This is a genomic window from Bergeyella porcorum (assembly GCF_042427575.1).
GTDB lineage: Bacteria > Bacteroidota > Bacteroidia > Flavobacteriales > Weeksellaceae > Bergeyella > Bergeyella porcorum.
The window spans coordinates 21,623-36,773 of record NZ_JBHMFD010000007.1 but is presented as its reverse complement, the minus strand read 5'-3'; the positions used below and the strand labels follow the sequence as shown (position 1 = coordinate 36,773).

Below are 15,151 nucleotides of genomic sequence, written 5' to 3'. Positions count from 1 at the left end.
AATGCACTTCCGAAGCAAAGAAGTTCTTTGTTTTACGCTATGCTGATAAAAAAAGAGCCCTGATTTAGGACTCTTTTATTGAGGGATTATTTCTGTTGTTTAAACCAATTGACGCCGCATTCCAAAAATTGTTTAAAATCTTCTTTCGGCATATAGCCAGAGACGGGCGTATTAATCACCTTGCCATCGGGCGTTACCAGCACATAATGAGGCTGAGAATTATTGTTGAAATTCACCTGCTGAAACATACTCCATCTATCTCCAATGGTTTTGATTTTCTTCATCTGTCCGCCTCCCATATCTATTTTGGTTTGCTGCTCTGCAGGGAGTTCTTCTTTATCATCTACATAGAGCGATGCCAGTACTACATCGTTTTGTAGAATCGGTAAAATATCGGCTTCACTCCATACAAATTCTTCCATCTTACGGCAGTTTTCACAGCCATATCCTGTAAAGTCTATTAGGATAGGTTTGTTTTCCTTCTGGGCTAGTTCCACCGCTTTGAAATAATCGTGCTCTGGGTGCATTCCCAGTATTCCGTCTTTTTCGTTGTGGAAATAGCTTACATTGAGAGGTGGTAAAATCCCTGAAAGCATCTGGAGCTTCGGTTTTTCACTCGGAATCAAACCTTGGATTAGATAAACTAAAAACCCTACACTTAGCACACCAAATACCTTTCTGGTATTAGAGATTTTAGGCTTTTTATCATCGTGTGGAAATCTGATGATGCCGAATAGATAGAGTACCAGTCCCAGTGTGATGATAATCCAAAGGGCAATGAAAAGTTCTCTTTTGAGTAAAAATGTTTTGGAAACCAAATCGGCTTTGGAGAGGAATTTTAGGGCTAATGCCAATTCAATGAAGCCTAAAACTACCTTTACGGTATTCATCCATCCGCCTGATTTCGGTAAAGATTGTAATGCTTGTGGGAATAATGCCAATAGCCCGAATACTATTGCCCACGATAACCCAAACCCTGCTAATGCAAAGGTAAGTAGCATAGGGACATCGCTAGAGCCCGTTACAGCACTTCCCAATAAACTTCCCAAGATAGGTCCTGTACAAGAGAAAGACACAATCACAAGGGTGAGTGCCATAAAGAAAATCCCGATGAGTCCACCGGCTTCCTCTGCTTTAGAAGATTTATTGGCAATGGAACTCGGTAAAGTAATGTCGTAATACCCAAAGAAACTTCCTGCGAAGAAGATGAATATCGCAAAGAAGAATAAATTGAGCCCAACGGAAGTAGAGATTTCATTGAAAATATTTCCTGCAATGCCATCAATTAGATGGAAAGGCATGCTAAGCAATACAAAAATCAAAAGGATAAAAAATCCGTATAATAAAGCATCTCGCTTGCCTTTAGCTTTGTCTTTAGACCCTTTGGTGAAGAAGGATACCGTGAGGGGAATCATCGGGAAGACGCAAGGGGTAAGCAATGCGATAAGCCCCCCTAAGAAACCAAGGAAAAGGTAAGTCCAATAGTTCTCTTGCTGTGCTACTACTTCGTTGCCACAGTTGGTTAAAGGGTTTTTATAATCCAGAGAGTTGATTTTTAGATTTTTTGGATCTTGGGTGGTATTAGAGGTAGTATTGGCTACCATTACAGAGTCTTCCACAACGGCTGGTGTTGCGGTGAGGGAGTCTTTTGGAGTTTCCTCGGTTGGGGTTACTAGGGTTTCTTCTTCTTTTCCTGTGGGAGTGATGGATTTTTCAAACTCTAAGGTGTTTGGAGCAAGGCAAATGCGGTCATCACAGATTTGATAGGTAAATTCTGCTACCACTTGGGCAGGTTTAGAAGGGTCTTTTACTTTAAACTTTTGCTTAAAAGCAACTTGATTGGAGTAGTACACCATATCTGCGGCAAAAGCATCAGAATATTCTTGGATTTTTTTTCCCACTTCGGTGAATTTCCCTACCAGCTGGATATTGTTGCCCGATACATTCATCTCTGTAGGGATGGCTGTATCAGGAGCTAAATCTTTGGAATTGATATGCCAGCCTTTGTCTAATGTGGTTTGGATAACGGCTTCGTACTGACCGCCACCTAATTCTTTTACTTCAAATTTGAATTTTGCAGGATCTTTAATCTGTGCAGAAATGCTTGAGCAAATCAAGACCAATGCAAGAAAAAACCAATGTTTAAATTTCATTTTGTTTGTTTTTATTATCGTGTAATGGGTTAGGATTTATTTTTTATCGTTAATATTTGCTCTGTTGCTGTATGAGCAACCCATCTTCTGTCTTGTCGCATAGGGAGCACCCCGAGGAGGTTTCCGTTGCCATCGCACAAGATAGGAATTTTTGACTTTGCTAAATTAGAAATTTTTTTATCTTTAAAAAACTTTGACACCTTCTTTTTGCCTATCATTCCCATAGGAAAAAAATAATCGCCCTCTTGCTTGGTTCTTATTTTAAGGGGGAAGGTCAATTGTGAGGCATCATAATGCCATTCAAAATCAGTGGGATGTGGGAAGATGCTTGGTTCAATTTCAATAATTTTACTTTCTGGAATTTCTGTGCAAATTATTTTTTCTTCCCATTTTGGAAGGTTAATTTCTAATCGCGAATGGAGTAATAAATGTTTTCTATCAACTAATAAGGTGAAAGCGTTTGAATGAAAGTAACTCCCAATAGTTGAAGTGGTCATTTTAGCAATTTCATTTTCTTGGGAGAACCCAAAATCCTTTAAGAGTTCAAATTGTAAAAATAAACTCAATTTTGAAAATTGTTCCTTGTCAATGGAAAAAGAATCGGCGTTTTGGGATATGATGCTTTCTCTCAAGCTTTGCTTGTATTGTTCTAAAGCCTGATGTGTTTCGCCTAAAAGATGGAGGCTTTTACTGAAGTTTTCCAAAAAAGAGGGGTTCAGATTCATCAGTAAAGGTGAAATTTCGTTTCGGATTTTATTTCTCAGATAATCATTCTTTTGGTTGCTGTAATCCTCCCGAAATGGGATATGTTCTTCTTTCGCAAAACGGTAAAGCTCTTCCTTGGGAAAGGATAGCAGTGGTCTTAGGATATTATTGTCATTGGCGGGAATACCGCAAAGCCCTTTGATGCCAGAGCCTCGGGATAGATTGATGCAAAAGGTCTCCAATTGGTCATTCAGATGATGGGCGGTAACCAGATAATCTAGCTTTTCTCTGGCTTGTATCTCTCTGAAAAATCGGTATCGGAGTTCCCTTGCCCAGAGCTGGATAGAGCCTTCTGGCTTTTGGTCTTGTTCCGAAACTTCATAGGTATAGAAAGGGATGTTGTTCTTTTCACAAAAATCAGCAACCAGTTTTTGGTCTTGTTCAGAGTCATTTCCACGCAATTTGTAATTGATATGGGCAACGGCAAAGGGAAGGGGAGTAGTGCATTCTTCATCTTCCGAAGGTTGAAAGCTTTTTAAGAAAAGCCAAAGCAAAACCATAGAATCTACACCACCACTTACTGCCAATAGAAAGCGAGTCTTCTTGTAATTGCCAAGAAGTTGCTTCATAGAGGTCTGAAATGCGGGGAGTGTTAAATAACTCATAAAGTTGAATAATTTAGCAAATATAAGTGTTCTTTTTAAAAATGAATTTGTAAATTTGGATTTCGTTAAAATAAATAGAGTATGAAAATAGGAAAAATTTTAGCAGCAGTAGGCTTAGCTGTAACAATGGCAAGCTGTGTGAGTCAAAAGCAGTACGATGCCCTTAATCTCAACTACAAGCAGAGTTTAGAAAACTTAGCAGAAAGACAAAGAGAAATCCAAGATTTGAAATCGCAGAATACCGCTTTGACGAGCGAAAACAACCTCTTGAAAAGTCAGCACGATGCTTTGAAATCTTCATTGGATGCTTGTTTGTCTAATACAGGGAAATCTTCTGCAAACATCGATAAATTGGTAGGCGAAATCAATGCGTCTAATAAATATATCAAACAATTGATTTCTACCAACTCCCGAAATGATAGTTTAAATTTGGCTTTGTCTAATAAGCTGAAACGCTCTTTGGATAATGTGGCAGATCAGGATGTAGATGTAAAAGTATTGAAAGGGGTGGTAATGATTTCCCTATCCGATAAGATGCTTTACAAGTCTGGGGATTACAATGTGTTGCCAGCAGCCAGAGAAGTTTTGGGTAAAGTAGCAGCGGTGATTAACGACTATGATACTTACTCTGTACTGATTGAAGGGAACACGGATAATGTACCACTAAGCTCGGCTAATTTACCTAAAGACAACTGGGATCTTTCTGCCCTAAGAGCTACAGCTGTAGCCAAGATTCTACAAACGCAGTTTGGGGTGAATCCTAATAGAATTACCGCAGGCGGTAGAAGTGAGTACAACCCTAAAACTACGAATGCTTCCGTATCTGGAAGAGCAGAGAATCGTAGAACGGAAATCATCATTATGCCGAAGCTAGATGAGTTTATGAAACTGATGGATATAGCTCCTGTAAAGAACTAAAATCAACTTTTTTGAAAATAAAGAACCTTAGAAGTGAATATTTCTAAGGTTTTTTTTACTTTTGAGCAGCAAAAAAATATGAAACTTTTCCAATGAGCTTTTTCAGTGAACTAAGTCCAGAGATGGATGCCTATTTAGAAAATCATACTTCCTCAGAATCCAACCTTTTAACTCAGCTAAGAGAAGAAACCTACCAAGATGCACCACAATCGCATATGATTTCTGGCTTGCAGCAGGGGCGTTTCCTTGCCGTGATGTCCAAAATGCTTCGTCCGAGACGCATTTTAGAGCTGGGGACTTTTACAGGCTATGCTACGCTCTGTATGGCTGAAGGTTTGGCAGAAGATGGAAAAATCATCACCTTAGATATCGATGAAGCCTTGTCTTATTTGCCTAAAAAGTACTTTGCCCAAAGTGAATTTGCAGATAAAATAGAATTTCGCCTACAAGATGGAAGGGAATACCTGCAAAATACCGATGAGGTGTTTGATTTAGTCTTTGTAGATGCCAATAAAGGGGCTTATGTGGACTATTTTCATTTGGTAAAGCCCAAATTAAAGAGCGGTTCGGTGGTATTGTTTGATAATGTGCTTTGGTATGGAAAGGTGCTGGAAGAAAATCCCAAGAGTAAGATGACCAAAACCATCAAAGCTCTCAATGATTTGGTGGCAAAAGATGAAGATTTTGATAGTTTTATCCTACCATTGAGAGATGGGGTTACAGTTTTAAGAAAAAAATAAAAGAAATTAGAGATTAGAGATTCAGAATTGGAGAAGCGGCTTTTATTTTTTCTTCTTTTGTTCTGTTTTCTTTATTCTAAACAATAAATTTTGATAATTATGAAAGCAATTGCCAATATATCCGTAGTATCTGTTACTGCCCAGAGAGATGATGCTGCTCCACTGCTTACTCAGTTTTTATTTGGAGAGAGTATGGAGGTATTAGATAGCAAAGGAGATTGGCTTAGAGTGAAAGGACACTTTGATGGCTGCGAAGGTTGGGTTAATGCCCTGCAAGTTCAGCAGATTTCGGAGGAAGATTTCGCAAAAAGACAAACGGAGCTCATCACTACACAAGTTTTATTCTATAATCAGGGGGAGGATAGATATCTGCTGTCCTTAGGCTCGGAGGTAGAGCGAGAGAATCCCGAAGAAGTGCCTACGGATAGCCTTCGAGAGCGTATTGTAGCAGGAGTTTTGAGCTTTCTTAATGTCCCAAGCCTTGCAGGAGGGCGTAGTTTCTTTGGTGTAGATGCAGCAGCGTTGGTACAATTGGTGTTTAAGGTTAATGGCATTGCATTACCGCGTTTTGCAGACGCACAAGCTACCATAGGTGAGGCATTGACTTTCATAGAAGAGGCAGAATGGGGAGATGTAGCGTTCTTTGAAGATGGAGAAGGGCGTATCTGCCACTGTGGTATAATGCTGGAAGACCAAAAAATAATCCACGCCCACGGAAAAGTAAGGATAGATCACATAGATTCCATAGGAATTTTCAATAAAGACCTTAATAAGCACACGCATAAGCTAAGATTTGTGAAGAAAATGATATCAGTGTGATGATTAATATTATTCAGTTTTAGTTTTTTGATAAATATATTGTTATTTTCATCGATTAGTTTAATTTCCCTAATCTCAGGTTAGGGATTTTTTATTTTCCTTTATATAGAAACAATATTCAGTCAGCCGAATATTGTTTTTTATTAACTGAATATTGTTTTTGCTTGACTGAGTATTATTTCTATGTGACCGAATATCATTTTTTGATAACCGAATATCATTTTTTATTGACCAAATATTATTTCTATATGACTGAATATTATTTTTTACTGACTGAATATTATTTCTATATGACCTAATGTTATTTTTTATTTCCTTAATATAATTTCTATGGAAAAGAATAAAAAAAAGTAAATGAATTGCTTTGTGGTTTATTTCTGAATTGTTATATTTGTATGGTAACTATTGAATGAATGGTTGCTAAATATCACAAATTTTAAACTAAATGCTATTTTTATGAAAAATGAAGTAAATTCAAATGAGATGAGGTCTAAAAAGACTTCGCAGAGTGTTTATGCTTCGGTAGATGAGAAGATTTATCTAATGAAGCTAGCCTTTACTAATGCTAGTACAGAAATTATTTTGCCTAAGTTGGAGCCTATTGGTTATACTAAGGAAAAATTGGATGTCTATTTGCAAAAAGTAGCAGAGCTAGAAAATCTTTCTCAGAAGCAGAAGAAAGAATATGCAGATAAGTATGCAGAAACAGAGCGGATGAATAACCGCAAGATGGAGATTAATGAAATCTATATGAGGCATTTGGCTTTATGTAGGATTTTGTTTAAAGGAAATACTCAGGTGAGTAAGCTTTTAGAGTTCTCTGGTGAAAGAAAATTTGCTTATGGTGCCTGGTATCAGCAGGTGAATAATTTCTACGCACAGATTTTATCAAGTGATGAGCTTAAACAAAAAGTAGCGAGCATCAATATTAAAGAAGAAGACCTACAAGGTCAGATAGATGCTTTGGAGGAGCTATCTTTGCTGAAGAAATCTCAAAAAATAGAAATGAGTGAAGCTCAAAAAGCAACGAAGAATAGAGATATAGCATTAGATGAAATCTATTCTAATTACTTAGAGCTGATAGCCTATGCCAAAATTATTTTCCAAGACAGCCAAGATTTAGAAGCGTTGGGCATTGTAGTGAAAAGATGACTTATGGGGCAATTCTGTTGCCCCTTTTTTATAAAATCATAACTTTTAAATCATTAAAACGATGAAGCTATATAAAATTTTTAACCTTATTAGTCTTTTTCTCATCATTGCTACGGGTATTTATGCAGGGGTAGAATATCCATCATTACCAGAGCAAATTCCTACACACTTTAATCTGAGTGGTGAGACAGATAGCTGGGGTAGTAAAGCCACAATATGGATTTTGGTAGCAGTTTCAATATTTTTGTATTTTCTATTATCATTTTTGCCAAAGATGGATATTCTTGCTACTAATAATGTGATGAAAAATGTAGAACTAAGACAATTAATGGTTAATGTGTTATTATTTCTTGTATCCCTATTATTTTTCTATATAGTTTATGAAACCATTCAAGTAGGTAAGGGCTTAAAACAAAATTTAGGAAATGGAACTTTTGTATTCGTTGCTTTAATTCTTTTGGTATCTTTGGGATTTAATTGGTATGCTGCTAAAAAACAAAAAGAGGAAAATAATTTAAACAATGCCTTAGAAGAAAAAAAATAAAACAGAACTTTTTTTTCGGTAGTAGGATAGTAGAAGATTAAAAAACTTTTATGACTTTTGTGGTTTCAAGTAATAAGGAATGCAGTTCATCTATAATATATTCATCACACTTTTAGCTTTTGGGCTGAGGTTGCTTTCGTGGTTTAATGAGAAGGCTAAAAAAGGAGTGCAGGGGCGTAAGAAAAGTTTGGCGATAGTAAAGGAAAAACTTGCCAATCAGAAAGTAATCTGGATGCACGCTGCCAGTCTTGGGGAGTATGAGCAGGGCTTGCCTGTTTTGGAGCAGATTAGACAGCAGTTTCCTTCGCACAAAGTACTGGTTACATTCTTTTCGCCATCAGGATATGAAAATGTAGTGAAAAAACAGCATATTGCAGATGCGGTTTGCTATCTTCCCTTTGATAAAAAACAGGATATTAAGGCGTTTGTTTCAGTTTTTCAGACGGAGATATTCTTCACGGTAAAGTATGATTTCTGGTATCATCTTTTGAGGGGATTAAAAGAGCAGGGGGCTAAAATCTATGTGGTCTCGGCTTTGTTCTATGAGAAGCAGGCTTTTTTCAAACCTTACGGAAAATGGTTGGTACAGCAGTTGAAGCAAAATGTTGATTGGTTTTTCCATCAGACAAAGCATTCGGAGGAATTAGCAAAGAAGATAGGTCTTATAAACTCGTCTGTTTCGGGAGATACCCGCTTTGATAGGGTGAAACAAATACAGCATCGGGATAATACCGTTCCTTTCATTAAAAAATTTAAAGGAGATAGCCCTTTGGTGGTTTTTGGAAGCTCTTGGGAAGCAGAAGAGGGCATTGCAGACCGCGTAGCATCTCAATATCCTAATGCGAAAATCATTATTGCCCCTCACGATATTAAAAGAAACATTGGTTTAAAGCATTATCGTAACCCTTTATTAAAATATTCTGAACTGAATGAGAAATCTAATGACCTGTCTTTAGCTTCTAATATCTTGGTGATAGATTCCATTGGCTTGTTGTCAAAAATCTATGCCTATGCGGATATTGCGGTGGTAGGTGGAGGTTTTCATACGGCTGGTTTGCACAATATTTTGGAGGCGGCTACATTTGGTAAGCCCGTTGTCTTCGGAAATCATTACAAGAAAAACCCTGAGGCAGATGGACTTATTCATTTTGGTGGAGCACAATCTTTTTCTACTGAAGGGGAAGCAGCAGATTTTGTTTTGAAGCTTTTAAATGATGCAGGTTTGCGAGAAAAGATGGCTATAAAGGCAAAGCAATTTGTCCAAATGCAACCTAATGCTACGGAAGTGGTGGTTAAGAAGATTTTAGAAAGGTAAAAGAATTCCCTTTTTCCTGAAAAGTAGAAAAAAGGGGTGTATTGATTTGAAATGGATTAAGAATATATTGCTCTTTGATGAGTTTAAGTAGAATGAGTTTTAAGTATTATCCCTCAACCTTCAACTATCAACCGCCAACTATTAATTAAACCATTTAGAATACTTTTTAAATCCGTTAAAAGCCCAATGTGCCGTGTAGTATAGGGATTTCAGAGTGGAAAAGTGCATAAAATCTTTGTACACTAGATATTGGTCTTTGATGATATTGCTTTTCTTTCTAGATACACTATTGGCGTGCATACGGTATTTTGCCATTGTTTTGGGTAGGGGCTTTCCTTCGGGGATTTTTTTCAAAAGATTGAGCCACATTACATGGTCTTCGCGTTTACTACCCTTAGGGAAATACTCTTTGCCCACCCTTTGGGAGTCATACATTGAAGAAAGTAGAGAAAGCCTACAAGTTTTTAGCAAATTATCAAAAGTTACTATTTTATCGGCTTTAAAATCTTCAATCAGAGGCGTCATATTTTCATCACAGCGGGCATAGTTGGAGTAGGCGAGCTCTGCTTGTTCCTGAAGCATAAACTGCGTCATCTCTTCCAAAAATTCAGGGGACCAATAATCATCTGCATCTAAGAAAGTGATGAACCTTCCCGAAGCTTTTTCCAAAGCGAGGTTTCTAGCGTGCCCTGCACCACCATTGGTTTTAGATTCTATCACAATAATTCTGTCATCGTTCACCGCTTGGAGGATTTCTAAGGAGTTGTCAGAGGAATTATCATCCGTAATAATCCATTCCCAATCCGTTAGGGTTTGATTTTGTACCGCTTGTATGGTATCTTTTAGGAATTTAGCCGAATTATAGCACGGTGTGATGATAGAAACTAATGGCATTGCTTTGTGTTTTTGCAAAGATAGGATATTTTTATGACGGAATGTGAAATCTTCTTGTACGATGGTAAAAATCGGAAATCACTGATTATTTTTCAAACTAAAATATTAAATTTGTTGCTTAAAAAATAAGAAAATGTTTTACGACCATAAGACGATAGAGCAAAAGTGGCAGAAATATTGGCAAGAAAATGAAACCTTCAAAAGCCAACAGCCATCTACCAACCAACAACAACCTAAGTATTATGTCCTAGATATGTTTCCGTATCCTTCTGGGGCGGGTCTGCACGTGGGGCATCCGCTTGGGTATATTGCTTCGGATATTTATTCCCGATATAAAAGGCATCAGGGCTTCAATGTATTGCATCCAATAGGCTATGATAGTTTTGGGCTTCCTGCGGAGCAATATGCGATTCAGACAGGGCAGCATCCTGCCATTACTACCGAGCAAAATATCAACCGATACGAGGAACAATTGCGTAAAATAGGCTTCTCATTTGATTGGAGTAGAGAATTGAGAACCTCCGATGCGTCTTATTATAAATGGACACAATGGATTTTCATTCAATTGTTTAACTCTTGGTATAATAATACTTCTAATAAAGCAGAAAGCATAGAAACGCTCGTTCAGCATTTTGAACAATACGGAACCGAGAATCTCAATGCGGCTCAAACTGAAGCGTTGTCTTTCTCTGCTGAAGAATGGCGAAACGCTTCAGAAGAAGATAAGCAAGATATATTACTTAATTATCGTTTGGCATTCCGTGCAGAGACTACGGTAAACTGGTGTCCTGCCCTTGGAACGGTTTTAGCCAATGATGAAGTGAAAGATGGTAAGTCTGAACGCGGAGGCTATCCTGTCTATCAAAAGAAAATGATGCAATGGAGTATGCGTATCACAGCGTATTCTGAAAGATTGTTGCAAGGTTTAGATCAATTGGATTGGAGCGATGCTGTAAAGGACTCTCAACGCAATTGGATTGGAAAATCTGTAGGAGCTTCTGTGTGGTTCCCCCTATCCCCCGAAGGGGGAAAAAATGCTAATTCTTTGATTTCACAAGAAGAAGCTGGCTCATCCGAAAAGAAAGGGAAGTATGGATATATGACAGGGACTAATTGTCCTCATTTGTTGTTGGAGAAAGCTCAGGAAATGAGAGATAATCCTACAGCAGCTGAAATGGCAATGTGGGAGGTATTGAAGTCTAAAAATCTAGGTGATAAATTTCGTCGTCAGCATCTGGTAGGAGATTTTATTGCTGATTTTGTATGTCTTTCTAAAAGGCTAATTATAGAAGTGGACGGTGGTTATCATCATACTGATGAACAACAAGTTTTGGATGAGGAAAGAACGATAGCATTAGCAGATTTAGGATATGAAGTTATTCGTTTCAATAATGAAGAAGTTATAGGAAATATTGACAATATGATTGCTCAGATACAGGAAAAACTGTCTTCAAGAAATGTTGTTCAGAATGATGATAATGAGGTTTTCCCCCCTTCGGGGGACAGGGGGATTGAAGTTTTCACCACCCGTCCTGATACCATTTTTGGAGTTTCGTTCCTTACTCTTGCTCCAGAACACGAGTTGGTAGCGAAAATTACCACGCCAGAACAGAAAGCAGAGGTGGAGGCTTATGTAGAAGCTACTTCCAAGCGTTCTGAAAGGGAAAGAATGGCAGATGTGAAAAACATTACAGGCGCTTTTACGGGAGCTTATGCGGAGCATCCACTTACTAAAGAACCTATCCCGATTTGGATTGGCGATTATGTTTTAGCAGGCTACGGAACAGGTGCTGTAATGGCAGTTCCTGCGGGTGATGAGAGAGATTATGCCTTTGCAAAACATTTTGGTTTACCGATAAAAAATATTTTCAATCAAGATATTTCTGAAAACGCATTTTCAGAAAAAGAAGGTTTTGTATTAGAAAACTCCGACTTCCTTAATGGATTAGGCTACAAAGAAGCTACAGGAAAAATCGTAGCAAAATTGGAAGAATTAGAGGTTGGAAAGGCGAAAATCAATTACCGACAAAGAGATGCTATATTCTCTCGTCAAAGATATTGGGGAGAGCCTGTCCCTATTTATTATAAAGATGGATTGCCTTACACTTTGCCAGTTTCAGCTCTTCCTTTAGAATTGCCAGAGGTGGAAAAATACCTCCCAACAGAAGATGGCGACCCACCATTGGGGAATGCGAAAAACTATGCTTGGGATAGTGAAAAAGAAGCTGTTGTAAGCACAGATTTAATTGACAATAAAACCATTTTCCCTTTGGAACTTTCCACAATGCCAGGATGGGCAGGAAGCTCGTGGTATTTCCTTAGATATATGGATTCTAAAAACGAAGATTTTTTCGTGGATAAAAACTTGGTAGATTATTGGGGGCAAGTGGATTTATACATTGGAGGAAGCGAACACGCTACGGGACATTTGCTGTACTCCAGATTTTGGAATATGTTTTTATATGATAGAGGATTCATTTCTCACCAAGAGCCTTTCCAAAAAATGATTAATCAAGGGATGATTTTAGGTGTTTCAGCGTTTGTTTTCCGTGTGAATGGAACTAATCAATTGGTTTCTAAAAACTTGTCAAAGGATTATGATACTCAAAAAATTCCAGTGGATATTTCTCTAATTCAAGGTAATGATGAATTGGATATTGAAGGATTGAGAGCGTGGCGACCAGAGTTCAAAGATGCGGAATTTATCTTGGAAGATGGAAAATACATCTGCGAAAGAGAGGTGGAAAAAATGTCCAAATCCAAATACAATGTGGTAAATCCTGATGATATTTGTGAGGAATATGGAGCCGATTGCCTTCGCCTTTATGAAATGTTCCTCGGGCCATTGGAGCAATCAAAACCTTGGAATACACAAGGACTTTCCGGAGTTTATGGCTTCTTGAAAAAGTTCTATAACCTGTATTTCGATGGAGATACCTTTAGTGTTTCGGAGGAAGAGCCTACCAAAGAAGAGTATAAAGTATTGCACACGCTCATTAAGAAAGTGGTGTATGATATTGAGCATTTCTCATTCAATACTTCTGTTTCCTCTTTTATGATTGCCGTAAACGAATTACAGAAATTAAAATGCAACAAGAGAGCGATTTTAGAGCCATTGGCAGTGATTATTTCGCCGTATGCACCTCATATTTGTGAAGAACTTTGGCAGCTTTTAGGGCACAGCACTTCTATTGAATATGTAAAGTTCCCAGAGCTGAACGAAGCTTATTTGGTAGAAGATGAGATAGAATATCCAGTAAGTTTTAATGGGAAGATGAAGTTCAAAATGAAGCTGCCTGCGGAGTTATCACCACAGGAAATAGAGAAAATTGCATTGGCAGATGATAGGGTGAAAGCACAACTTGGTGAAAATTCTCCGAAAAAAATCATCGTAGTTCCGAAAAAAATTATTAATATTGTATCATAATTTTGAGTTTTCGGGACTTAGAAACCTTTGTTTAATTGATAAAAAAAAGTTTTGTTTTTTTTCTAAAATTTTGAACTTGGTTTTTTAGTAAGGAAAATTAAATAAAAAAAAGAGGTGAAAATTATACATTATCTAATGTTAATAAAAATTCACAATGAAAAAAAATAAAGGGTATCACAAAAAAACTATTGCATAATAAAAATTTTAGCCTTTATTTTACAACTTGAAAATTTTAAAAAAATAATTTATAATTTAGTTTAATATGGAAATGAATGTTTCAAACACAGAGGAGCAAGTAGTTGCTAGAAAAAAGAGCGGATTGAATCCTGCAGTTGTTTTACCTATTCTATATGTAGTAGCTTTAGGTATTTATTTATTCATCTTTGGTAATCCTGCCAACTTCAAAGAAGATGCAAGGCTTACGGGAGCATCGGTAGCTTTCGCAGACATTGAGTCTAAGGAGTTGCACCCAGAGTCTTTTATGGGAATCATCTATATGGGTGGACCTGTAGTACACATCTTGGTATTGTTTATGATTACCGTTATTGTGTTCTCTATTGAGCGTTTCTTCGTTCTAAACAAAGCACAAGGAAAAGGAAACTTGGACAACTTTGTATTGAATGTAAGAAGCCTTTTGAACCAAAACAAAATTGACGAAGCTATCGAAGAGTGCGATAGACAACAAGGTACAGTAGGTAATGTAGTAAAAGAAGGTTTGACGACTTACAAAGCTTTGGCAAAAGATACTACTTTGAACAAAGAGCAAAAAATGGTAGCATTGAACAAGGCTATTGAAGAAGCTACAACTCTTGAAATGCCAATGTTGGAGAAAAATATGATGATCCTTTCTACATTAGGTACAGTAGCAACACTCGTGGCACTATTAGGTACGGTAATCGGGATGATTAAAGCGTTCTTCGCTTTAGGTTCTGGTGGTGGTACTCCAGATGCTGCTGCACTTTCTATCGGTATCTCTGAAGCCTTGATCAACACGGCATTAGGTATCGGTACTTCCGCTATCGCGATCATCCTTTACAACTACTTTACATCTAAAATAGATGGTATGACATACAAGATTGATGAAATCTCTATGTCTATCCAGCAGTCATTTGCTGAGTTTAACTAAGATAAGGCAAGATTCTTGCAGTCTTAAGTGGACAAACAATTTTAGAAAATTAGTAGTTAAAATTAATAGTATTTAAAATGGCGAAAGTAAAACCAAAAAGACATGGAGTAGTGACGGATATGACGGCGATGTGTGATGTTGCCTTCCTACTACTTACATTCTTTATTCTCACCACAGAGTTTAAGAAACCTGATGTTGAGATGATAAAACCGCCATCTTCCATCTCAGAAAAACTCTTGCCAGATGCAAGTCTTATGACGGTGAATGCTACCGCTGAGGGTAAATTTGTATTCCAACCAGTGTCTAACCAGTCTGAAAGAATTCAGCTATTAGATAATATGGGTAAAAAATACAATATGCAATTTACAGATGCAGAAAAAGTAGCTTTTACTAAAGTGCAATCCGTAGGCGTACCAATGAGTAAGCTAAAAGCTTATCTCAATTTGAGCGAAGATGAGCAGAAGAATTATAGCGACCCTGTAGGGGTGCCAATGGATAGTACCAAAAAAGAACTTATCGATTGGGTACAACAAAGTTTGGCGGTGAACCCAGACTACAAGCTCGCTGTGAAAGGGGATGTTCAGACAGAATATCCTAAGGTGAAAAACTTATTTGAAGGACTTAGAGAAATAGACTTCCTTAAGTTTTGGTTGATAACAACACAAGAGGTTAATAATTAATAATCAATTTAGA

General features: G+C 37.5%; 12 protein-coding genes. 9 read left to right on the top strand and 3 right to left on the bottom strand.

The features are described from left to right. Positions 1-86 precede the first annotated feature (86 nt). Both ACFFUE_RS03505 and tilS read right to left on the bottom strand, forming a co-directional pair. The gene (locus ACFFUE_RS03505; protein ID WP_376832830.1) at positions 87-2,153 is read right to left on the bottom strand and encodes a protein-disulfide reductase DsbD family protein; all 2,067 of its coding nucleotides are present in this window, start codon (positions 2,151-2,153) and stop codon (positions 87-89) included. A 29-nt stretch (positions 2,154-2,182) separates the two neighbouring features. Next, a complete protein-coding gene (gene tilS, locus ACFFUE_RS03500) occupies positions 2,183-3,523 on the bottom strand; it encodes a tRNA lysidine(34) synthetase TilS (protein WP_376832829.1) in 1,341 nt (446 codons plus the stop codon). Positions 3,524-3,604: 81 nt separating this feature from the next. On the opposite strand from tilS, the gene ACFFUE_RS03495 reads away from it, so the two are divergent. From ACFFUE_RS03495 to ACFFUE_RS03470, 6 genes are all read left to right on the top strand, one after another. Continuing rightward, positions 3,605-4,441, top strand: coding sequence for an OmpA family protein (locus ACFFUE_RS03495; protein ID WP_376832828.1), 837 nt, complete (start codon positions 3,605-3,607; stop codon positions 4,439-4,441). Positions 4,442-4,533: 92 nt separating this feature from the next. Continuing rightward, the gene (locus ACFFUE_RS03490) at positions 4,534-5,181 is read left to right on the top strand and encodes an O-methyltransferase (protein WP_376832827.1); all 648 of its coding nucleotides are present in this window, start codon (positions 4,534-4,536) and stop codon (positions 5,179-5,181) included. A gap of 99 nt (positions 5,182-5,280) precedes the next feature. After that, entirely contained in the window at positions 5,281-6,000 is a 720-nt protein-coding gene (locus tag ACFFUE_RS03485) for a C40 family peptidase (RefSeq protein WP_376832826.1), read from the top strand. Between the two features lie 456 nt (positions 6,001-6,456). Next, positions 6,457-7,152, top strand: coding sequence for a PQLLE family protein (locus ACFFUE_RS03480; RefSeq protein ID WP_327985206.1), 696 nt, complete (start codon positions 6,457-6,459; stop codon positions 7,150-7,152). A 61-nt stretch (positions 7,153-7,213) separates the two neighbouring features. Continuing rightward, on the top strand, positions 7,214-7,696 hold the full coding sequence (locus tag ACFFUE_RS03475; RefSeq protein ID WP_376832825.1) for a DUF1648 domain-containing protein: 483 nt from the start codon (positions 7,214-7,216) through the stop codon (positions 7,694-7,696). A 79-nt stretch (positions 7,697-7,775) separates the two neighbouring features. Continuing rightward, positions 7,776-9,011 carry a 3-deoxy-D-manno-octulosonic acid transferase gene (locus ACFFUE_RS03470; RefSeq protein WP_376832824.1) on the top strand — a complete coding sequence of 412 codons (1,236 nt, stop codon included), beginning with the start codon at positions 7,776-7,778 and terminating at the stop codon, positions 9,009-9,011. A gap of 141 nt (positions 9,012-9,152) precedes the next feature. Here the strand turns inward: ACFFUE_RS03470 and ACFFUE_RS03465 are convergent, their stop codons facing one another. Next, positions 9,153-9,905 carry a glycosyltransferase family 2 protein gene (locus tag ACFFUE_RS03465; RefSeq protein WP_376833274.1) on the bottom strand — a complete coding sequence of 251 codons (753 nt, stop codon included), beginning with the start codon at positions 9,903-9,905 and terminating at the stop codon, positions 9,153-9,155. A gap of 133 nt (positions 9,906-10,038) precedes the next feature. Between ACFFUE_RS03465 and leuS the strand changes: the two genes are divergently transcribed. The 3 genes from leuS (at position 10,039) to ACFFUE_RS03450 (ending at position 15,138) form a co-directional block, all read left to right on the top strand. Beyond that, positions 10,039-13,332 carry a leucine--tRNA ligase gene (gene leuS / locus ACFFUE_RS03460; protein ID WP_376832823.1) on the top strand — a complete coding sequence of 1,098 codons (3,294 nt, stop codon included), beginning with the start codon at positions 10,039-10,041 and terminating at the stop codon, positions 13,330-13,332. Positions 13,333-13,594: 262 nt separating this feature from the next. Beyond that, positions 13,595-14,458 (top strand): MotA/TolQ/ExbB proton channel family protein, encoded by an 864-nt coding sequence (locus tag ACFFUE_RS03455; protein WP_327985202.1) that lies wholly within the window; start codon positions 13,595-13,597, stop codon positions 14,456-14,458. 77 nt (positions 14,459-14,535) lie between these two features. After that, positions 14,536-15,138, top strand: coding sequence for a biopolymer transporter ExbD (locus ACFFUE_RS03450; RefSeq protein ID WP_327985201.1), 603 nt, complete (start codon positions 14,536-14,538; stop codon positions 15,136-15,138). The last annotated feature ends 13 nt before the right edge of the window (positions 15,139-15,151 follow it).